Genomic DNA, 21,387 nt, shown 5'->3' on the forward strand with positions numbered 1-21,387 from the left:
CGGGGCTTTTCTTTTTGCTCCGCCGGACGAGCGGCAGCATATCGCGCCTGTGTTGGCCCATTCTCCACCGCAATCTGTGCCCATCCCATCATCGGAATCGGTTGACTTGGCTTAGCCGGGCGGCGGGCGCTGATTACCGGCTCGTCGCAAGGGGTCGCGGCATTTCGCTTGCAAAGGGGTTGATGGTCGTGACTTCGGCAAACTGCAGACAGCAGCGCAGGAGATCGGTGGCAATACCCGTATCCTTGCCTTCGCTGTCACCGACCATGCGGGTACGCGCAGCCATCGACCGTTTCGAAGTGGAAATCGGGGCGCTCGACATCCTGGTCAACAATGCCGGGATGACGATTTCGCTTTAGCCACGGCTCGATACAAAGCCAGGTTCAGCCGGTCGCATCAATCCGTGAAAAGGCCGCGAGAACCGTGCGTTCCGACTGCAGGAGATAGGACTCCAGCGCCGCTGCGGCCTCCTGCGTTTGGCCGGCCGCGAGCCTGTCGAGGATCGCAGCGTTGAGATCGACATAAGGCGCGTGCAGGAGTTCGGGATCATCCAGCAGGCCGAAACTCAGGCGAAGCTCAGCCGCGATCTGGGCATAGAACACATTGAGCCGCTGGCTATCGGCCAGATCGACAATCGCTGCGTGAAAAACCATGTTCTGGCTTCCAACGGTCAGCCAGTCCTTTGCATCGCGCGCGACGCGGGCATGCGCGACGGCATCTTGCATCCGGGCAACCGCCGGATGGTTGGGATAGGCATTGGCGATCGCCCGGCATTCGATCGTTCGGCGCACCCGGTAGATGTCGATGATCGACGCCATGCTGGGAGTTGCGACAAAGACGCCGCGATTGGGTTCGTGGCGGAGCAGCCCTTCTTTGGTCAGCAGCCGGAAGGCCTCGCGCAACGAGTTGCGCGACACATCGAGATCGGCGCTGAGTGCCGCCTCCGACAGGCGCTGGCCGGGCTTCAATTCACCGGCGATCAGCTTGTCGCGGATCTGTTCCGCCAGCCTTGGCGCAAGCGCCGATGTCGTGTCCTGCTCAGCCATATGTGTCCCTTGAACGCCGCAAACGCGATGCACCATCCCTTGGTCCGCATCGTTATCGTGCTTTGCGCACAAACAAAACCGACGGTCACCAGTGAAAACAGTTTTATCTTTTCACGCTCCCCACCGATTGCCTTGAGCATCAGGTCTTCAAGGCTGCTGTCTTTGGTCCTGCGGGGATAGGATGACGCTCGCACAACGGACGTGACGTGTCGCTCCGATGGCCAAAATATGTCCCAAAGGCGCGTCGAACATGCCCAAAAGAAAAACAAATCGCTCAACATTTGCACAACTTAGTAGAACGATAGAATTAAATCGTTGAACAATCTTGACAGAATTGTGAAACGCGACGACGCTGCCCTTATCGATAGTCAATTCCAACACGACATTTCGAATGACGAAGCGATCAACGGAGAGGGTAACATGGATCAGAATACGACATCACCTGGCGGCGTAGCCGGCGGCATGTCCGCCAAGTCACGGCGCGCCGCACTGACGGCCGCCATATTCCTGATGGCCACATCGGCCATCGGTCCGGGCTTTATCACCCAGACGGCAACATTCACCACCAAGCTCGGCGCGGCCTTCGCCTTTGCCATTCTCGCCTCGATCCTGATCGACTTCGTCGTCCAGCTGAACATCTGGCGGATCGTCACGCTGACCAAGATGCGTGCCTCCGACATCGCCAATGCCGCGATCCCGGGGACTGGCTATGTCCTGGCCATACTCGTCATTATCGGCGGCCTGTTCTTCAACATCGGCAATATCGGTGGAGCGGGCCTAGGCCTCAACGCCATGCTCGGCATCGACCCGAAATGGGGTGGCGCGATCAGCGCCCTGATCGCCATCGGCATCTTCCTGTCGAAGCGCGCCGGTGTGGCAATCGACAGGCTGATCGTCGTTGCCGGCGTATTGATGATCCTGCTGACGCTCTATGTCGCAATCGTCTCCGCGCCGCCCGTTGGCGATGCGCTGTTCCAGACCTTCCTGCCGAGCACGATCGATTTCGCCACGATCACCACCATCGTCGGCGGCACGGTCGGCGGATACATCACCTATTCCGGTGCTCACCGCCTGCTCGACAAGGGTCAGGCAGGTATCGAGAACCTCGGCGCCGTCAACCGTGCAGCCCTGACCGGCATCGCGGTCACCGGTCTGATGCGCTACGTGCTGTTCCTCGCCATCCTTGGCGTCGTTGCTTCTGGCGTCGTCATTGACGTATCGGGCAAGGGTGCAAACCCGGCAGCCCAGGCCTTCCAGGCAGCAGCCGGCGATGTCGGTTTCCGCATCTTTGGTGCCGTCCTCTGGTTTGCCGCCATTACCTCGGTCATCGGCGCCGCCTATACATCGGTATCCTTCATCACCGTGTTCAAGCAGGACATTACCGAACGCGCTCGTAATATCGCGACCGTGATCTTCATCGCCGTCTCGCTGTTCTTCTACGTGGTCATCACCACGCCGCCGGCCCAGATGCTTGTGTTCGTTGGTGGCCTGAATGGCCTCATCCTGCCGATCGGCCTGTCGATCTTCATCTATGCCGCCTGGGCCCGCTCGGACCTGATGGCCGGGTATCGTTACCCGCGCTGGCTGCTGGTGCTTGGCGTACTCACCTGCGCATTGACCTGGTACATGGGCTACAAGTCTGTCGGCCCGATCTTTGCCCTGCTCGCAGCCTGAGGAGACTGACATGACTGCCATCGATCTGAACAGCGATCTCGGTGAAAGCTACGGCGCCTGGGGCATGGGCGATGACGCCGCGATGCTCGCCATCGTCTCCAGCGCCAATGTCGCCTGCGGTTTTCATGCCGGCGATCCCGTCGGCATCCTGAAGACCGTCAGGGCCGCGGCCGAGAAAGGTGTTTCGATCGGGGCGCATGTCTCCTATCCCGATCGCGTCGGCTTCGGCCGGCGCGACATGGATGTGACGAGCGGCGAGTTGATCGCCGACGTCATCTATCAGATCGGCGCCCTGAAAGGCATTGCGGCATCCGTCGGTGTCACCGTCTCCTATGTCAAGCCGCATGGCGCACTCTATAATCGCATTGCCCACGATCCCAAGCAGGGGCAGGCCGTGATCGACGGCATCAAGGCCATCGATCCCTCACTGGTCCTGATGGGTCTTGCCGGTGCGCCGATCCTGCAGCTCGCGCGCAAATCTGGCCTGAACGTGGTCGCCGAAGCCTTTGCCGACCGCGCCTATACGCCTGACGGCCAACTCGTTTCCCGCCGCGAACCAGGCTCTGTCCTGCACGACCCGCTGGTGATCGCAAGCCGCATGCTGCAGCTTGCCAGACAAGGCACGCTGGAAGCAATCGATGGCTCGACGATCAAAATCGATGCCCAGTCGATCTGCGTGCATGGCGACAGCCCCGGCGCTGTTGCCATTGCCCGCGAAATCCGCCGCACGTTCGAGGAAAGCGGGATCACGGTAAAATCGTTTCTGACTGCCTGATTTCAACTCAAGGGAGGAATACCATGATTGCCCTGGATCATCTTCGTCACGTCGATGTCGAGCCGGCCCGCAGCGCCCGTGAACGATATCGCGCCGGCCGTATCGAGCCGACATCGGGCGTTGCCCCGGGCTTCACCCAGGCCAACATGATCGTGCTCCCGCGCGACTGGGCCTTCGATTTCCTGCTGTATGCGCAACGCAATCCAAAAGCCTGCCCCGTGCTCGACGTGTCGGATCCGGGGTCGCATACGACCTTGCTTGCGCCCGATGCTGACCTGCGCAAGGATATCCCGCTTTACCGCGTCTGGCGCGACGGCAAGCTGGCCGAGGAAACTGCGGACGCGACTGCCGCCTGGGCCGAGCATCCCGATCTCGTCAGCTTCCTGATCGGTTGCAGTTTCACCTTCGAAACGCCGATGGTCGAAGCCGGGATCGAGATCCGCCACATGACCGACAAGTCGAACGTGCCGATGTATCTGACAAACAAGCCCTGCCGACCCGCCGGCCGCCTGCATGGCAACATGGTCGTCTCGATGCGACCGATCCCCGCATCACGCGTGGCCGACGCTGCCACCATTTCCAGCCGCTTTCCGGCCGTGCATGGCGCCCCGGTTCATGTCGGCGCCCCGGAAGAGATCGGTATCAAGGATCTGGCCAAGCCGGAATTCGGCGATCCGGTGCGCATAGAGCCTGGCGAAGTGCCGGTGTTCTGGGCCTGTGGCGTGACCCCGCAGGCAGCCGTCATGGCATCAGGCGTGCCGTTTGCCATTACCCATGCGCCGGGCCACATGTTCATCACCGACATTCCCGATTCCGCTTATCACGCTTGAGGTTGCCATGCGTATCCTGCCCGTCAGCCTGACAGTTCTTCTGGTGGAGCTCGCCGATCTCGACGAGACGCTCGCGCTGTTTGCCTCGCTCGAAGCCGATCCGGTGGATGGTATCGTGGAGATGGTGCCGGCCGCCCGCACCCTGATGATCCGGTTTCGTCCCGAAAAACTGACGGCCGAACGTCTTGCCGCCAATATCGCCACACGTGACCTGTCGGCCCGCATCACACCCTCGGACATACTGGTGGAAATCCCGGTCATCTATGACGGAGAAGATCTCGCCGACGTCGCCGAGCTGACCGGCCTGTCTGTCGAAGACGTCATCCGTCGCCACACCGACAGCACATTCACCGTCGCTTTCTGCGGCTTTGCCCCCGGCTTCGGTTATCTCGTCGGTGGCGACCCGGCCTTGCAGGTGCCGCGCCGCCAGAGCCCGCGGACGAAAATCCCGGCCGGCTCGGTCGCGCTCGCCGGTGCCTTTTCGGGCGTCTACCCGCAAAACAGCCCGGGCGGATGGCAGATCATCGGCACGACGCCAGAAAAGATGTGGGACCTCTCACGCGATCCGCCGGCGCTGTTCCAGCCCGGCCACAGGGTGCGTTTCATCGACCTGGCCAAGAAGACCGGAGCAACCACTGCCCCGTCCTCGAATGTTGCATCCATTCCGACTTCTGACGCCGCACAAGCTGCCCCGCTAGACAACGATCTGACGTTCACCGTTCTGGCAGCCCCCGTGCCGGCCCTGTTCCAGGATCTCGGTCGCTTCGGCCAGACCGGCCAGGGCGTATCGTCGTCCGGCGCGCTCGATCAGGGGGCGCTGAAAGCCGCCAATCGTGTCGTCGGCAATCCGGCCGCAACGCCTGTCCTCGAAATTATCCTCGGCGGGTTTTCCTTCGAAGTCTCCGGCCGCGCCGTGTTTGCCATTGCCGGCGCACCCTGCCCGATCACCATCCGAGACATATCGGGGCGCAGCATTGTTGCCGAGGCCTACCAGCCGATCGCGTTGGAAGCCGGCGACGTCGTTACCCTTGGCCAGGCCCCGAAAGGCATGCGCAGCTATCTGTCCGTCCGTGGCGGCTTTGCCGTAAAGCCGGTGCTCGGCAGCGCCTCGACCGACACGCTTGCCGTCGTCGGTCCGGATCCGGTCACGGCCGGCGCCGTGCTGACGTTCAACCAAGACGCGTCCAACCTGACCAGCGTTTCGCTCACCGAAGTGCCGGCATTCGATCCCCCGGCATTCGGCGATGTGGTCACGCTCGATGTGATCATGGGGCCGCGCGGCGACTGGTTCACGGAAACCGGCATTGCCACGCTGTCATCGCAGCTCTGGCAGGTGACCCCGCAATCGAACCGCGTCGGCATTCGTATAACCGGCGACGTGGCGCTCGAGCGCAAGGACAAGGCCGAACTGCCAAGCGAGGGCACGGCCACAGGTGCCATTCAAGTGCCGCATAGCGGACAGCCGGTGCTGTTTCTTGCCGACCACCCGCTGACCGGCGGTTATCCGGTGATCGGTACGGTTGCCGAATATCATCTCGATCTTGCCGGACAGATCCCTGTCGGTGCCCAGATCCGCTTCCGGCCCGTGACGACATTTGCCGATATCAAGCCCGCCAAAGCCTGAGTCTCGCGAAACTGCACGACAAAAACTGTGAGGAGACATCCATGAAAAAAGTGCTGATCGCCAACCGGGGCGAAATCGCCGTACGCATCATCCGCGCCTGTCGTGACCACGGCATCCAGTCTGTCGCCGTCTATGCCGATCCCGATATGGATGCGCTCTTCGTCGGACTCGCCGACGAGGCCTATGGACTGGACGGCAGCCGCCCGGCAGAAACCTATCTCGACATCGACAAACTGATCGGCATTGCCAGGCGTTCAGGTGCCGATGCGGTGCATCCCGGCTATGGCTTTCTGTCGGAACGGGCGGAATTCGCCCGTGCCGTGCAAGAGGCCGGCCTGATCTGGATCGGCCCCGATCCGCATGTCATCGAGGCGCTCGGCGACAAGGTCGAGGCACGGCGCATTGCAACCAGCGTCGGTGCGCCTCTGGTCGCCGGCAGCGACGGCCCGGTCGAGACAGCCGCCGAAGTCACGGCCTTTGCCGAGCAGCACGGCTTGCCCGTTGCCATCAAGGCGGCGCATGGCGGCGGCGGTCGCGGCCTCAAGGTCGCCTGGACCATGGACGAAATTCCCGAACTCTATGACTCCGCCGTGCGCGAGGCAAAAGCCGCCTTCGGTCGCGGCGAATGTTTCCTCGAGCGTTTCCTCGACCGGCCACGCCATATCGAGGCGCAGGTGCTGGCGGACAAGCATGGCAATGTCCTAGTTCTCGGCACCCGCGACTGCTCCTTGCAGCGGCGCAACCAGAAGCTCGTCGAGGAAGCTCCAGCCCCCTTCCTCTCGGACGCCCAACGTCATGAAATTCACGATGCCGCCAAGCGCATCTGCGCGGCCGCCGGCTATTCCGGTGCGGGCACGGTGGAATTTCTGCTCGGCGTCGACGGCACGATCTCTTTCCTCGAGGTCAATACGCGCCTGCAGGTCGAACATCCGGTCACCGAGGAAACGACCGGCATCGACCTGGTCATAGAACAGTTCCGCATCGCCGACGGTCTGCCGCTGATGGTCACCGAGACCCCTGCCCCACGCGGCCATTCGATCGAATTTCGCATCAATGCCGAGGATCCAGGTCGCGGCTTCCTGCCGACCCCTGGCACGATCACCCGTTTCGACGCCCCGTCCGGCCCCGGCATCCGCCTCGATACCGGCGTCATCTCCGGCTCGACCGTGCCTGGAACGTTCGATTCCCTGATGGCCAAGCTGATCGTCACCGGCGCCACCCGCGACCAGGCTCTGGCCCGCGCCCGCCGCGCCCTTGGTGAATTCACGATCGACGGCATCGCCACGGTCCTGCCTTTCCATCGCGCCGCGATCAACAGCCGTGACTTCACCGGCGATGACGGGTTCAAGGTACATACCCGCTGGATCGAGACCGATTTCGCCGCGACGCTGGAGCAGGCGGCAAGACCACTGCCGAGCGAGGATACCGGTCTTGTCCGTACCCATGTCGAAATCGACGGCAGGCGCCATGCGCTCGGCATACCCGCCGCCCTGCTGGCTGGTCTTGGCGGACTTGCTGGCCACAGTGCCGGCCAGCCCGATGCGGCCAAGGCTGAGGATGCCCTCAGCCTCAGCGCACCGATCTCCGGCACGCTGCAGGCCTTCAAGGTGGAAGATGGGTCTGACGTGGCCGCCGGCGACCTGATCGCCGTGATGGAAGCAATGAAGATGGAAACGCAGATCACGGCCGCGCGTGCGGGTCGAATCCGTATCGTTGCGCAAGCCGGAGCCTATCTGCAGGCCGGCGCGGAGATTGCACGCTTCGAAGCCTAGAACCTTTCCGGCCTAGATTGAAGCATTCTGTTGGCTCAAACCCTGCAGGAACTACCGGCGCGCCAAACTGGCCGGTAGTTCCATTCAGGGCATTAGCGCTTGTAGGCGCCGAGACCGGGACGATAGGTCTTGTCGTCGAGAAACTGCTTGAGGCCCTCGGCGCGACCATTGCTCTTGTCGAGAAACAGCATCTGCTCGAGCTTGGCATAGATATAGTCGTCGGCCAGTTCCCACGGCATGTTGCGCACGCGCTTGAACGTGTCCTTGGCCGCCTTGAGAACGACCGGGTTCTTTTCAAGCAAGGTCGCGCAGATGGCCCGCACGCGGGTCTCGAGATCGGCCAACGGTACGGATTCGTTGACCAGTCCCATATCTCGCGCCTTCTGGCCGCCGAAATTCTCGCCGGTCATGATGTAGTAGAGCGAGTCGCGATGGTTCATCACTTCTGCGACAGCACGGGTGACATTGCCGCCCGGCAGGATACCCCAGTTGATTTCCGACAGACCGAAGGTTGCCTCATCGGCGGCAACCGCCAGGTCGCAAGCGACCAACGGCGTAAATGCGCCGCCGAAGCACCAGCCATTGACCATGGCGATGGTCGGCTTTTCGAAATACATCAGTCGGTTCCACCAGCCACCGGACTGGCGGCGGCTCTTCAAGACTGCGGCCCGACCCTTGCCGTCATTTTCGCGGAAATATTCCTTGAGGTCCATGCCGGCCGACCAGGACTGGCCGGCGCCGCGCAGCACCAGAACGCCGCAGCGCTCGTCGGCCTCGAGATCTTCAAGCACCTCCATCATCCGCTTGTTCAACGCCGGATTCATCGCATTGCGCTTGTCCGGACGGTTCAGCGTGACAAAGGCAATGCCGTTGTCGAATTCCACGAGGACCGGATCAGCCACGGTCTTGTCAGTCTCGGTCATGATGAACTCCCTTTGAAGTCTGTTGTTGTCCGGCCGGTCCTGACCGGCCGATGATGTTCAGGATCGAATTTGGCTCTGGCGAAGAATATGTTTTTGCGCCTTGCCGGATGCCGTCCGTGGGATGGTGTCGAGGAAAACCACGCGTGTCGGCCGCTTGTAGGGCGCAAGCCGTGCGGCGCAGTGGACTAGAACTTCCTCTGCGGTAACGCCCGCGTCCTGCGCCACGACGAAGGCGAGCCCACATTCGCCCCATCGGGGGTCGTCGACCCCGATCACTGCGACGTCACGAACCTTGGGATGGGCGCCGATCACCGCTTCGACCTCGGCCGGGAAGACATTTTCACCGCCGGAAATATACATGTCCTTCAGCCGGTCCGGCACGTGGATCACGCCACCAGGATCGCGTCTGCCAAGGTCTCCGGACCGGTACCAGTCGCCAACAAAGGCTTTGGCCGTTTCTTCCGGCTTGTTCCAGTAGCCGGGCGTCACCGACGGGCCACGCAGCCAGATTTCCCCGACCTGGCCATCGGCAACATCCACGCCGTCTTCGCCGACCAGCCGAACCTCGATCAAAGGTGCCGGAAAGCCCACGCTGCCGGGATAGGTTGCCACCATGTCGCGGTCGAGCGGCATGTGGATCGCCGTGCCTGCCTCGCTCATGCCGTAGCCGTTGACCAACGGAATGCCGTCGTCGAGGAACGTCTTGATCAGTGCCGGCGACAACGGAGCCCCGCCGATGAAGATCGCCTGCAATGCCTTGAGTGCCGAAGGGTTCCAGTTCGGCGCCGAGCGCAAGGCCGCCGCCATCTGTGGCACAGCGAAATAGTGCGTGATGCCCAGCGATGGATCACCCAGTGTTGCCAGCGTGCGTTCCGTCAAGAAACGATCGGAGATGACAAGACGGCCGCCCATCAGCAGTGTTGTCCGGCCGATGGCGACAAGGCCTATCGTATGGAAAAACGGCAGATCGCAAAGAGAGACCGACGCTGCGGTGACCTCGCCGACCAGCGCAAAATTGATCGCAGCCGCAAAGGTGTTGCGCCTCGTAATGACGACACCCTTGGGAACACCGGTGGTCCCCGACGTGTAGAGCATGATGCAGGGCGCGTCCGCGTCGACCGACGCCGGTTGAGAGCGCTCGACAGCGCCTGCCAGAGATAGGATGCCACCCTCGCCGTCAACCGGCAGCAACTTCGGTGCGAGTGGGTGGATCATGCCGAGCACTTCGGCAAACTCCGCGTCATGCAGGAGAAGCGCCGGCTTGCAATCGTCGATGATCGGGGCAAGCTCCTTGGCTCCCAGGCGCCAGTTCAGCGGGACGAAGACATATCCTGCTCGCTGGCAGGCAAGGCAAACAGCGATCTGCGCGATCGAGTTGCGTCCGAGATAGGCGATGCGGGCAAAGGGTTCGCCAGGCACGACTACTTGCGCCAGGACAGTGACGATACGGGCGACGCTGTCGTCGAGTTCGGCATAGGTCTGGTTAAGGCCTGTCGCCACCTCGAAGACGGCAGGGCGATCCGGGTTGACTCTGGCCCGGTAAATCAAGGGGTCATCCGTCTCCAGCCCGACCGCGTCGGGATGCATCGCAGCAGTCAGCGTGCTTGGCTGCATAATTGGTTTCTCCTCCACATTGCCTCTCCCTGGCAATTTTGTAAGTTACACATACTATATAAAAGCAGTAACAGACAAGGGGAATTTTGGCTGCTAATGTTGTCAGTGATCATAAAAGGCGCAACACAAGCGGCGCTGCAGCGAAAGACAAGTCATGACGCGACCAAATGACCTGAGACCGGCCAACGACGATGACGCTCCAGAACTCGGCGCGGGCCTGCGCACCGGGCGGCTCGATGACATACTAGGCTTTCATCTGCGCATGGCGAATGTCGCGATCTACCAGGATTATTCGGCCGCCATGTGCGATATCGGCCTGACGCAGAAACAGTTCGCAGTGCTGGAGCTGATCGCCGCCAACCCGCGCGTCAGCCAGATCGACATTGCCAATCAGCTGAGCATGGACCGTGCGACGATGATGGCGCTGGTCAACAGGCTTGAGGCGCGAAAGCTGATCGAACGCAAACCCTCCGCCGTGGACCGCCGGCGCCAGGAGTTGCTGATGACGGCCGATGGTCTCGCCCTGATCGCCCAGGCCCGGACGATCCAGGAGCAACACGAGCAGCGTTTTACATCCCGCTTTACGCCGGAAGAGCTTCAGCTTTTCGTTTCCGGGTTGAAACGCATCTATGCCGATATAATTCCAGGCGGTGGCGACTTCGAGTAACCTCTGCGCCTATCTTACAAAAACGGCCGCCTTCCGGGCGGCCGTTCGTTGTCATTTCATATGCCAGCCCTTATCCCAGTCCCATGTCAGAACGGATAGTGCTGGTTCGGATCCTCGATTGTAATCCAGCGCAGTTCGGTGAACTCCGCAATCGCCGCCTTTCCGCCGAAGCGGCCATAACCGCTGCCCTTCACGCCTCCAAACGGCATCTGCGGCTCGTCGAAGACCGTTGGGCCATTGATATGGCAGATGCCGGATTCGATACGCCCGGCAACGGAAAGTGCCCGCTGAATATCGCGGCTGAACACAGCGCCGGACAGCCCGTATTCGGTGTCGTTGGCAACACGGATCGCCTCATCCTCGCCAGCGACGCGAATGATCGGCTTGACCGGTCCAAAGCTCTCTTCGGAATACATGCGCATGTCCGAAGTCACATGGTCGAGCAGTGTCGCTTCGACCACACTGCCGTCACGCTTGCCGCCGGCCACCAGCTTTGCGCCCTTGGAGACGGCGTCGCTGATCAGTTCTTCCATCTTCTTGGCAGACTCGAGGCTGATCAGGGAGCCCAGAACGACATGGCCGCGTGGATCGCCAGCCGGCAGTTTCGAAGCCTTGGCCGCAAGCTTTTCGACAAATTCATCGGCAATCTTTGCATCGACGATGATGCGCTCGGTCGACATGCAGATCTGGCCCATATTGGCGAAGGCACCAAAGGCTGCCGCGTTGACCGCCGCATCGATGTCGGCATCGTCGAGAATGACAAGCGGAGCCTTGCCACCCAATTCGAGCAACGCCGGCTTCAGGTGACGACCGCAAAGCTCGCCGATGATCTTGCCAACCTTGGTCGAGCCGGTGAAATTGACCCGCTTGATCGCCGGATTGGTGATCAATGCCTCGACGATGCTTGCTGCATCTTCCGGCGCATTGGTGATCACGCTGATCACACCGATCGGCAAACCAGCCTCGACAAGGCACTGGGCAATCAGGCGATGGGTACCCGGGCATTGTTCCGATGCCTTCAGGATGACGGTATTGCCACAAGCGATCGGCATGGCGACGGCACGGGTGCCGAGAATGATCGGGGCATTCCAGGGTGCGATGCCAAGGCACACACCAACCGCCTGACGCATGCCCATCGACAGCGAGCCCGGCTTGTTCGACGGGATGACCTCGCCGGAAATCTGTGTGGTCATCGAAGCCGCTTCGCGCAGCATGCTGGCCGCCACCATGACATTGAATCCGCCCCAATGACCGGTGGCACCGGTTTCGGAAATCACCAGCTCGCTGAACTCGCCGGCCTTGGCCTCCATGATGTCCGCCGCCTTCAGCAGGATCTTGCGCCGCTCGCCCGGACCGGTCTTCGACCAGGCGGGAAACGCCGCGGAAGCGGCATCGACCGCCGCCTGCACGTCCTTCAGGCTCGCGGCGGAAGCCGTCGTTGCGACCTTCTGGGTAAAGGGATTGATCCGGTCAAAGGTCCGGCCACCTTCGGCGGCCTGATCGGCGCCATTGATCAGCAATGAAATATGCATATTCATGAATGTCTCCTCCTTTTCGTATTGATCCATCCGCCAGCGCGTACAAGGACCATTCTGTCGCTGTGCGCCAAAACACTGCCACATCTCCCAATGCGCCAGATCGATTCCGCCAAGGCACCCAGAGGGCGCCCCTCCACCCGGGCGCAGCCGGCAATTCGGCAAGCTGTCACCTGCTCGGGAAGTCTGGTCGCATTATAGTAAGCTTAACATACTATTTGGCGACAGCAAGAGCGCGCGACCCTCAGTAGGGCAAGCCGACATAATTCTCCGCCATCGCTGTTGCAGCCGCCCGGGAATGCGTCAGATAGTCCAGTTCCGCTTCCTGGATCTTCTGGCCGAAATCGCCATTGTCGGGAAAGCGATGCAGCAGCGTCGTCATCGACCAGGAAAAGCGCACGGCGTTCCACACCCGTTTCAGCGCCTTGGCGGAATAGGCATCAAGCCCGGCCTTCGACTTCTCCTGGTAAAACTCAAGCAGGCCCTCGATCAGGTAGAAGACGTCGGATGCCGCCAGATTGAGCCCCTTGGCGCCGGTCGGCGGCACGATATGGGCCGCATCGCCCACCAGGAACAGGCGTCCGAAGCGCATCGGCTCGGCGACAAAAGAGCGCAAGGGTGCAATCGATTTCTCGAAACTGGGGCCAGTCACCAGGGCTTCGGCATGATGGGCCGGCAGCCTACGGCGCAACTCGTCCCAGAATCGATCGTCCGACCACATGTCGACCGTGTCGTCGAGAGAACACTGAACATAATAGCGGCTGCGGGTATTCGAGCGCATCGAACAGAGTGCGAAGCCACGGGGATGGTTCGCATAGATCAACTCGTGATTGACCGGCGGCACGTCGGCCAGAATGCCGAGCCACCCGAAGGGATAGACCTTTTCGAAGGTCTTGATCGCAGTTTCCGGAACCGCCTTGCGGCTGGCCCCGTGGAAACCATCACAGCCGGCGATGAAATCGCAGTCGATGCGATGGGAGACACCGTCTTTGTCATAAGTCAGATAGGGACTTTCGCCATCAAAACCTGCCGGCGTGACATTGGCCGCATCATGGATCGTGATGCTGCCATCCCGCTCCCGCCTTTCGATCAGATCGAGCGTGAGCTCGGTCTGGCCATAGACCATCACCCGCTTGCTGCCCGTCAGGTCGAAAAGGTCGATACGGTGGTCTCGGCCGTCGAACGCGAGTGAAAAGCCGTCATGTGGCAGGCCTTCGCGATGCATGCGCGCACCGACACCTGCACGGTCGAGCATGCCGACCATGCCTTCTTCCAGAACCCCGGCCCGCACGCGGGCAAGAATATGATCCTTGCCCACCCGGTCGATGATGATGTTGTCGATACCCGCATTGGTCAAAAGCTGACCGAGCAAAAGGCCTGATGGGCCTGAGCCGATGATGGCAACCCTGGTGCGCATGGTTCCTCCCGAATGCGTCTGCAAACTTGTCTATACGCAAACTCTGACCCCGGATCGGCGCCACAACAATGGACTAAGGACGTCTTTTATTGCACATTTCGAACATGACGAACCGCAAGCCTATTGCTGACAGAATGATCCCGACCTATGAACTCTATGGCGAGGACGAGCCCGCGTCTGCACGATTCTGGGTGCACTGCGAAACGATCCCGGCGCGAAGCAGCCAATACCATTGGGAAATCGGCCTGCATCGCCATGTGCATTTCTTCCAGATCCTGCTGGTCACCGGTGGCTCGGGCGATGCGCTTTTTGGCAGCGAGATTGTGCGTTTCGAACCCTGTGCGGTCTTGACCATTCCGCCCGCCATCAATCATGGGTTCCGCTTTTCGCCAGACATTGACGGCCACGTTCTGACGTTCCTCGCATCGCGCCTGCCCGTCCGCCCCGGTGAACCCAATCAACTGGGTGCCTTTCTGCAGAGCCCGCGGGTCACCCAACTCGACGATAACCATGCCGATTCCGGTCTGATCCGGGAAAGCCTCCGTCGGCTTTGCCAGGAGTGGCAGGATCGACGCGGCGGCCGCACCCTTCTGTTGGAAGCCTATCTTGCCACCGCCCTGACATTGACAGCGCGCCTCGCAGGACAGGAGGCCGGGGATGCCGAAACCACAGATGAAAACGACAGACGCATGGAAGCGCTGACGGCCATGATGCACCGCGAAGTCCGAAACCATCGCGCGGCAAGTTTCTATGCCAAGGCCCTCGGAATTTCGCCAACCCATCTCAACCGCGTGGTCAAGAACAAAGCCGGCGTCAGCACCCAGGACCTGCTGATGCGTCGCCTGCTGGAGGAAGCCCAGCGCGAATTGCTGTTTACCCCCGGCAGCATCCAGGAAGTGGCTTTCCGCCTCGGCTTTGCCGATCCCGCATATTTTTCGCGGTTCTTCACCCGCCAGACGGGGACGACCCCGCGCGCCTGGAGATTGCGAGAACAGCAGCGCCTGTCTCCGCGCGCCAGCGGCGACGCAGTCACCGGATCATCGTGAACAGGTCGATCAGGACAGCGCGCATCTGATCCATCCGCCATTCGCGCGTATCGGGCTTCGGGATCATGCCTGCGGCAAATCCGGCCCGGCGGAAACGGTCGATCAGCGCCGCGTCTGCGCTGACCACATGCAGGGGTACGCCGCGCGGCGCGTCCGTGCCCGTCACAATCGATGCGGGCTGGTGGTCGCCGAGAATGACAAAGACCGTGTCATTACCGAAACGTGCCATATAGCTTCCCAATGTCTCCAGCGAATAGTCAATGGTTCGGATATAGTGCCCGCGCACGCGCTCCGGATCTGCCCATACAACCGATGGCGACTCTCCGCCCATTGCCTGCGTATCAAAGACCGAACCATCCCCGACCGCTTGCCAGTCGACGAGGCTGGCCACCGGCGTCCAGGGCGCATGACTGGAGATCAGCGCGATTTCGGCCATCACCGGCTTGCGCTCGCTAACCGGAAGCGGACGAACCCGTCGCTCGAAGGCCGAAAGCGTGTACTGGTCGGGCATCGTCACCCAGTTGAACGGCTGACCGCGGTAGCCAAGATCGGCAGCCGCCAGAATCCGGTCATAGCCGAAATAGGCGGCCTCAGGCCACGCCATGGTGATCGCCGGCATGACCGCGACACTTTTCCAGCCCGCATCGGCGAACAGCCTGTTCAGGCTTGGTTTTTCACTGCGCATCAACCGATCATAACGTGCCTGGCTATCGACCCAGAGCCCGGACAGCAGCGTGCCATGGGCAAGCCAGCTCAACCCGCCCACCGTCGGCGAGCCGACCCAGGCGCTGGCGGAGGAAAGGCTCGCCGATGCCAGTTGCGTCTCGACCGCCTGCAGGCGGGACATCGTTACAGATGCATAACGGGGGTCTTCGATGGCACTGCGGCCATAGGATTCGACGAAGATCAAAACAACATCCTGACCCGTGATTGCCGAAAACAGGCCAGCGCCGGATGTCTGCCCGTCTGTGCGAGCCAGGTCAGCCTCGAAGGCCCTCAGATCCTCGACAGAGCTTGCGATCAGAGCGAGACGTTCAAGGAGATAACGCGACATCCGCGCCTCGACACGAGGCTGGCCGGCAGCAAAGCCGAATGCGCCGATCAGCAGCGGCGCAGCAAAGGCGACAAGCAGTCCGTTGCGCATCCTCCCTTCGGCCATCGCCATCCAGTCGATCGCCCGCAGGAACAGGAACCCAGAGCCAATCAGCGCAGCGGTGATGGCAACGATTGCCGCGAGCGTGGCGGCGATGCCGATTGAACCGGACAGGAGATTCCATCCATCCATCAGCATGCGGGCGTCCAGATAGGGGTTGAAAGGACGCTGAAATGCGGCCTGCGTGCCGATATCGGCAAGCTTGAGCAAGAGGATTGCAAAAACGAACAGCGTCACCAGCCAAGCAAGAAAGCGCGCGGGCCGGCCTCTGGCGAACAACAGCGCCAGCCCGAGTAGCGGCACTTCCAGCGGCAATCTCGCGAAAGCATCGATAACGATGGCATCGGGATGGTCCGGCAGGGTGAAGGCAAACCAGCCGACTGCGGAAAACAGCAACATCCCCAGGAGCGAAAATTGCGTCGAACGCGGCTTGCGATCCAGGATTTTGCGGTTCATGACAGTCCAAACCCCTCGCGCATTCGTATCCGGCTTCGAGAAACGATGTCCTGATCAGAAAGTTCAGCCACGTGTTCCTGCTCCGCCTGGCCGCCCCGATTGTGACCATTGCCCTGATCGCCGTCATGGCGATGTGGGTCGACAGGGTCGCCCTGGTTCAGGCTTTTTCCCATGTCTCGATATCCGACCTGGGGCTTGGCCTTGTGCTCGTTCAGCTGCAGATCATGCTGTCGGCGCTGCGCTGGCGCTTTACGGCCGCTCGTCTTGGCCAGCCCATAGCGCTGAACCGGGCCATCGGCGAATATTATGTGGCAAGTCTGCTGAACCAGAGTCTGCCCGGCGGCATGGCAGGTGATGCGATCAGAGCCTGGCGCATGCGGACTAGCGGACAAGGTGGCTGGAAGCTGCCGGCCAAGGCTGTTTTGTTCGAGCGTCTTTCCGGTCAGGCTGCGTTCTTCGTGCTGGCGGCCTGCGGTATTGTTGCCTGGCCCTTGCTGATGGGCGCATCCGAGCCGGTCCGGCTGCATTCGGTGCTGCCGGCCATGCTCGCATGTGCCGTCCTTGCCCTGATCGGCTTGATGTGGGCAATCCGGACCAATAGCTTCCACCGTCTCGCAAGCCTGTTGCCGGACCTGCAACACGTCTTTGTCAAAGACCGGGCTTGGGCGGTGCAGATCGGATTGAGCCTTGTCATTCTTGCGACCTATCTCGCAATCTTTCTGCTGGCATCGAAAGCCGTCGGCGCTTCGCTGCCCTTGGTCTCGGCGCTGACGGCCATTCCGCTCGCCCTGCTTGCCATGCTGATCCCGGCAGGCCTTGGTGGCTGGGGCACGCGCGAAGCTGCCGCCATGGCGCTTTGGCCGTTCCTCGGCGCCAGCGCCGCCGATGGACTGGCGGCCAGCCTGCTTTACGGCGCATTGTCTCTTGCCGGAGCGGCGCCGGGGATCCTCGTCCTCGCCCTGCCCGGTTTTGCCGCGGCAGGGACGAAAAGCTAGGCCTCCTTGGCCCCTCATCGGGGCTCCAGCCGTGCATAGATGTCGCCCGAGAACGCGTCCGGTGGCATGGCTGCGAGTTCGTCAAGCATTTCCTCGGCGCTTATCCACGCGTCACCGACAAAACGATGGCTTTCTCCAACGACACGATTGAAACGGTAGTCGCCCAAACTCAGCAACCGGCCGATTGCATGCGTCACGACCGATGGCATGGCCGGCAGATATTCGAACGCGATCAGCGCAATCGGCGTGCTCAAACCGTCCAGGATTTCCGCCTCGGCTCCCTCGACGTCGATCTTGCAAAAGACCGGCACGCCGTGGCGGGTGATCAACTGGTCGAGCGTAACCATCGGCACCGTCACCTTGTGGTCCCAGACCACCTGGGCGAAGCCCGGTGTCTTCCGCACCGTCTCGACAAAACGCGGCGATATGCTCGTCACGGTCGGATGCCGCCTTGAGATCAACAGGTCGATCTGCCCCGGCTTCTGGCCGACGGCCACACGCTCGAAGGCCTTCAGACGTCCCTTGAAACGGTCTTCGATAAAATCGGCAAAGACGGGCTGAGGCTCGACGGCGACGACTTTCGCCCCGAGCAAGAGCAGTGTCTGGCTTCTGCTGCCGACATGGGCACCGATGTCGAAGACCAGATCGCCTGGCTGGATCAGATGACTATAGAACCGCTTGAGTGCAAGGCGGCGCCAAGGCTGTGCGTAGTAGACGACAAGCGAACGGACCAGACCCCAGGAAGTACCGAGACGCGCCTTGAGGTTCATCGCGGTCTGCCCGGCTGGCCAAGCAGATACACGATATCAACACCGAAGGAATAAATCAGCATCGCAAGTGCAATTGCCGAAATGCCGCTCGAATAGGGCGGCTCGACAAACGGCATCAACACTAGGCAAAGCGCGACTATCTGTAAGACACAGGCCAGCTTTCGACGAAAGGAGACGAAGAGCTCACCGCGCAATCCGGGCATGAACAGCTGTGCGGCGACAAATCCGTAGCGCATCAATCCGATCAGCACGACCCAGACGCCCGCCTTGTCGAGGACAGCCGCTGCGACCGAGAGGATCAGGATCAGCAAGGCATCGACTTCCATGTCGAAGCGCGCACCGAATTCGGATGTGTGTCCAAACCGGCGCGCCAGATAGCCGTCTATGCCGTCCATCGCCAGTGCAACCAACACGACGCCGACCAAGGTCCAGAGTGCGATATCCGTCTGGTCAAGCTGGTTCAGAAACAACACCGCCGCGCCTGTCAGGCTGACCATTGCCGCACGAACGGCCGTCACCACATTGGCGGGCCCGAAACGTCGATGCGGGTGACCAGGTAGCGCGTGCAGGGCAAACGCGAAGATCACCCCGGTGATGACCATGGCCGAGACAACAAAATCCCAGCCAAGCGGCACATGCAATGTCGCGGTCATTGCAACCACCAGCGTCGCTACAAATATGCCGGCCAGATGCAGGAGGGTATCGCGCAGGAGCAGGCTCGAACTGGGGCGGCGAAGCCCGTCGTCGCCAACCCAATCACCCATCCTCTCCGGTTCGCTGACCATGATCCGCTCCTCGACGCGATGCAGCCTATTCCGCAGCAACCAGCGTTTCGAGGTCCATCATATGGCCGGCGCGCAGTGTCTTGGTGCGCAGATAGTTCTCGTTTTCCGCGGTCACGATCCCGTTCACAGGCGCCCGCGCTTCAACGGAAATACCACCAGCACGAAGAGCCGCGATCTTGGTCGGATTGTTGGTATATACCGCAACGCGCTTGATCTCCAGCAGTTGCAGCATGGCAATGGCTGCCTCGTATCGCCGATGATCCTCACCCAGACCGAGTTCGGCATCCGCGTCGATCGTATCCAGGCCGAGATGCTGATAGCCATAAGCGCGCATCTTGGCGCCGATGCCCGTACCGCGTCCTTCCTGATCAAGATAAAGCAACACGCCACCGCCGGCATGCTTCAACAAGGACAGGCCATTGCGAAGCTGATCACCGCAATCGCATTTCAGCGACCCGCAAAGATCGCCGGTCATGCAAGACGAATGGACTCGCACGGGAACAGCCTTGGTAAGGTCAGGCTGACCGACAATGATCGCAACCTGATCCTTCTGCGCAAGGCCTCCACGGAAGACGACAAATTCCGCCTTGCCAAGGCCCGCCAATGGCACGCGCGTCCGAACGACCTTGTCGAAGCGCTGGCGGGCAACATCGGCACCGCGCAACCGGTCTGCCTCGATCGAGCAACAGCCGGAAAACCGGTCGGCGCTGTAGGTCACATCGGCGACGACCATGGCGGGGAGCAACAGGGCGATGCGGGCAAGTTCGGAAGACAAAGACGCCAGGTTGTCAGCCGGCTGGTACGACTGCGGCTGGTCCGCACCCAAGGCATATGCCAGCCGCGACGCCCTGTCGAAACTCACGCCGGCGAGTGGAGCGAGCATGTCTCGTCCATACCCGAGCCCAAGGCGGCCGGCGCGTGGCGCCGTCAGAAGAAGCGCATGGCTGTCTTGCGTAGCCAATGCAAACTGATCGTAGAGCGACGGCGCAATGCAATCGAGCGAGACAGCGGCGAGATGGCGCGCGCCCTCCTTCAGGATGACAGGCCGGCCGTAGCGCAATTCAGAGACAGCGCGCTCAACCTCGACGGCCGGCGTTGAAAACTGGAAGGCGGAATCATGCGTCGATGACATCTTGGCACTCCTTTGAACACTGCGGAACATTACGCCAATGAGACACAGCCGGATTGCGCCGGTGCGGTAAATATATTTTGATCATAGCGACAACCAAATACGCACTATCGCTCTAGGTTCAGCCAGAGATATGGTCTCAATACGCGAAAGAGGAAGACCGCGTGAAGCCTTTGAGCGATGAACAGTCTGTGTCCGACGTCATGACAACCTCCTCGCTGTGGTTTGAGGCGGAAGGGTGCTGTCGACTTCGCCACGAAAATCTGCCCCGTCCTCAGCAAGGCGAGCTCGGCGTTCGCACACTCTTCAGTGGCATCAGCCGCGGGACGGAAGCGCTTGTCTTTGCCGGTAAGGTTCCCGTCAGCGAACACGCACGCATGCGCGGACCCAACATGGGCGGCAGCTTTCCGTTTCCGGTCAAGTACGGCTATGCCGCCGTCGGACGGATCGAAGTGGGTCCGGCGGAGCTGATGCACCGCATGGTCTTTTGCCTTCATCCACACCAGGATGTCTTCGTGATCGCCGCAGATCAGGCATCAGTCCTTCCAGAAACGGTGCCGGCAGACCGCGCGATCCTGGCTGCCAATATGGAAACTGCGCTCAATGTCGTCTGGGATGCCGGCATCCTGCCGGGCGACAAGGTAGCCGTCTTCGGCGCGGGCGTGGTCGGCAGCCTGATCGCATTCATTGCCTCCGGTATCGTAGGTACCGAAACCGTGCTTGTCGATCGCGACCCGAGCCGCGCCCGCCTCGCCGTAAGCCTTGGTCTGGGTTTCGTGGAGGCCTCGGCTCTTGAGGGCGAGTTTGATGTTCTGATCAATGCCTCCGGATCGTCCGAGGCCCTTGAAAGCGCGATCGGCCATGCCGGGATGGAAGCGCGCATCGTCGAAGCCAGCTGGTACGGCGACAGGCAGGCCAGCATCCCTCTCGGCGGTACCTTCCATTCCCGCCGGCTGCAAATCGTCAGCTCGCAGGTGGGGGCCATTTCTGCTGCTCGGCGTCCGCGCTGGAGCTTTGCACGCCGCATGGCCAAGGCGCTTGAACTCCTGGCCGATCAACGTCTTGATGTACTGATTTCCGGTGAAACCGATTTCCGCGATCTTGAAACCGCTTATCCGCATATCCTGTCCTCGCAAGAGACCCTGTGCCATCGCATCCGCTACCGTTGAAAAGGGA

The 21,387-nt window shown here is 61.3% G+C and carries 19 protein-coding genes; 10 read left to right on the forward strand and 9 right to left on the reverse strand.

The features are described 5' to 3' along the window. Window positions 1-227 precede the first annotated feature (227 nt). Window positions 228-359: a hypothetical protein gene (locus IM739_RS24075; RefSeq protein WP_272911345.1), complete on the forward strand. Its 132-nt coding sequence runs from the start codon at window positions 228-230 to the stop codon at window positions 357-359. 24 nt (window positions 360-383) lie between these two features. Here the strand turns inward: IM739_RS24075 and IM739_RS20250 are convergent, their stop codons facing one another. Then, complete coding sequence (locus IM739_RS20250; RefSeq protein ID WP_237371606.1) at window positions 384-1,046, reverse strand: GntR family transcriptional regulator; 663 nt, start codon at window positions 1,044-1,046, stop codon at window positions 384-386. Between the two features lie 420 nt (window positions 1,047-1,466). On the opposite strand from IM739_RS20250, the gene IM739_RS20255 reads away from it, so the two are divergent. From IM739_RS20255 to IM739_RS20275, 5 genes are read left to right on the forward strand one after another with little or no spacing between them, the layout of a single operon-like run. Continuing rightward, the gene (locus IM739_RS20255) at window positions 1,467-2,720 is read left to right on the forward strand and encodes an NRAMP family divalent metal transporter (RefSeq protein ID WP_237371607.1); all 1,254 of its coding nucleotides are present in this window, start codon (window positions 1,467-1,469) and stop codon (window positions 2,718-2,720) included. 10 nt (window positions 2,721-2,730) lie between these two features. Continuing rightward, entirely contained in the window at window positions 2,731-3,495 is a 765-nt protein-coding gene (locus tag IM739_RS20260; protein WP_237371608.1) for a LamB/YcsF family protein, read from the forward strand. A 23-nt stretch (window positions 3,496-3,518) separates the two neighbouring features. Then, the gene (locus IM739_RS20265) at window positions 3,519-4,325 is read left to right on the forward strand and encodes a putative hydro-lyase (RefSeq protein WP_237371609.1); all 807 of its coding nucleotides are present in this window, start codon (window positions 3,519-3,521) and stop codon (window positions 4,323-4,325) included. A 7-nt stretch (window positions 4,326-4,332) separates the two neighbouring features. Further along, entirely contained in the window at window positions 4,333-5,949 is a 1,617-nt protein-coding gene (locus IM739_RS20270) for a 5-oxoprolinase/urea amidolyase family protein (RefSeq protein WP_237371610.1), read from the forward strand. Between the two features lie 41 nt (window positions 5,950-5,990). After that, window positions 5,991-7,721 carry an acetyl/propionyl/methylcrotonyl-CoA carboxylase subunit alpha gene (locus IM739_RS20275; protein WP_237371611.1) on the forward strand — a complete coding sequence of 577 codons (1,731 nt, stop codon included), beginning with the start codon at window positions 5,991-5,993 and terminating at the stop codon, window positions 7,719-7,721. A gap of 92 nt (window positions 7,722-7,813) precedes the next feature. Here the strand turns inward: IM739_RS20275 and IM739_RS20280 are convergent, their stop codons facing one another. Continuing rightward, window positions 7,814-8,644 (reverse strand): p-hydroxycinnamoyl CoA hydratase/lyase, encoded by an 831-nt coding sequence (locus IM739_RS20280; RefSeq protein WP_237371612.1) that lies wholly within the window; start codon window positions 8,642-8,644, stop codon window positions 7,814-7,816. 57 nt (window positions 8,645-8,701) lie between these two features. After that, window positions 8,702-10,258, reverse strand: coding sequence for an AMP-binding protein (locus tag IM739_RS20285; protein ID WP_237371613.1), 1,557 nt, complete (start codon window positions 10,256-10,258; stop codon window positions 8,702-8,704). A gap of 154 nt (window positions 10,259-10,412) precedes the next feature. Here IM739_RS20285 and IM739_RS20290 point away from each other — a divergent pair, with 154 nt between their 5' ends. Continuing rightward, entirely contained in the window at window positions 10,413-10,925 is a 513-nt protein-coding gene (locus IM739_RS20290) for a MarR family winged helix-turn-helix transcriptional regulator (protein WP_237371614.1), read from the forward strand. An 86-nt stretch (window positions 10,926-11,011) separates the two neighbouring features. On the opposite strand, the gene IM739_RS20295 is transcribed toward IM739_RS20290, so the two are convergent. Then, a complete protein-coding gene (locus tag IM739_RS20295; protein WP_237371698.1) occupies window positions 11,012-12,457 on the reverse strand; it encodes an aldehyde dehydrogenase in 1,446 nt (481 codons plus the stop codon). Window positions 12,458-12,704: 247 nt separating this feature from the next. After that, window positions 12,705-13,877 carry a 4-hydroxybenzoate 3-monooxygenase gene (gene pobA / locus IM739_RS20300; protein WP_237371615.1) on the reverse strand — a complete coding sequence of 391 codons (1,173 nt, stop codon included), beginning with the start codon at window positions 13,875-13,877 and terminating at the stop codon, window positions 12,705-12,707. Window positions 13,878-14,011: 134 nt separating this feature from the next. Here pobA and IM739_RS20305 point away from each other — a divergent pair, with 134 nt between their 5' ends. Continuing rightward, on the forward strand, window positions 14,012-14,923 hold the full coding sequence (locus IM739_RS20305; RefSeq protein WP_237371616.1) for a helix-turn-helix domain-containing protein: 912 nt from the start codon (window positions 14,012-14,014) through the stop codon (window positions 14,921-14,923). Here IM739_RS20305 and IM739_RS20310 read toward each other — a convergent pair. Beyond that, window positions 14,907-16,532 (reverse strand): sulfatase, encoded by a 1,626-nt coding sequence (locus IM739_RS20310; protein WP_237371617.1) that lies wholly within the window; start codon window positions 16,530-16,532, stop codon window positions 14,907-14,909. The genes IM739_RS20305 and IM739_RS20310 overlap by 17 nt on opposite strands. A 71-nt stretch (window positions 16,533-16,603) precedes the next feature. On the opposite strand from IM739_RS20310, the gene IM739_RS20315 reads away from it, so the two are divergent. Continuing rightward, window positions 16,604-17,527 (forward strand): lysylphosphatidylglycerol synthase transmembrane domain-containing protein, encoded by a 924-nt coding sequence (locus IM739_RS20315; RefSeq protein WP_237371618.1) that lies wholly within the window; start codon window positions 16,604-16,606, stop codon window positions 17,525-17,527. A 14-nt stretch (window positions 17,528-17,541) separates the two neighbouring features. On the opposite strand, the gene IM739_RS20320 is transcribed toward IM739_RS20315, so the two are convergent. From IM739_RS20320 to ribA, 3 genes are read right to left on the reverse strand one after another with little or no spacing between them, the layout of a single operon-like run. Next, entirely contained in the window at window positions 17,542-18,297 is a 756-nt protein-coding gene (locus IM739_RS20320; RefSeq protein WP_237371619.1) for an FkbM family methyltransferase, read from the reverse strand. Next, on the reverse strand, window positions 18,294-19,082 hold the full coding sequence (locus IM739_RS20325; protein WP_237371620.1) for a CDP-alcohol phosphatidyltransferase family protein: 789 nt from the start codon (window positions 19,080-19,082) through the stop codon (window positions 18,294-18,296). The genes IM739_RS20320 and IM739_RS20325 overlap by 4 nt, the downstream gene beginning before the upstream one ends. 25 nt (window positions 19,083-19,107) lie before the next feature. Further along, entirely contained in the window at window positions 19,108-20,214 is a 1,107-nt protein-coding gene (gene ribA, locus IM739_RS20330) for a GTP cyclohydrolase II RibA (RefSeq protein WP_237371621.1), read from the reverse strand. Window positions 20,215-20,375: 161 nt separating this feature from the next. On the opposite strand from ribA, the gene IM739_RS20335 reads away from it, so the two are divergent. Then, window positions 20,376-21,380, forward strand: a complete 1,005-nt coding sequence (locus IM739_RS20335; RefSeq protein ID WP_237371622.1) for a zinc-dependent alcohol dehydrogenase — start codon at window positions 20,376-20,378, stop codon at window positions 21,378-21,380. Window positions 21,381-21,387 lie beyond the last annotated feature (7 nt).

Origin of the sequence: Rhizobium sp. SL42 (genome assembly GCF_021729845.1) — a bacterium.
Taxonomy (GTDB): Bacteria; Pseudomonadota; Alphaproteobacteria; order Rhizobiales; family Rhizobiaceae; genus Allorhizobium.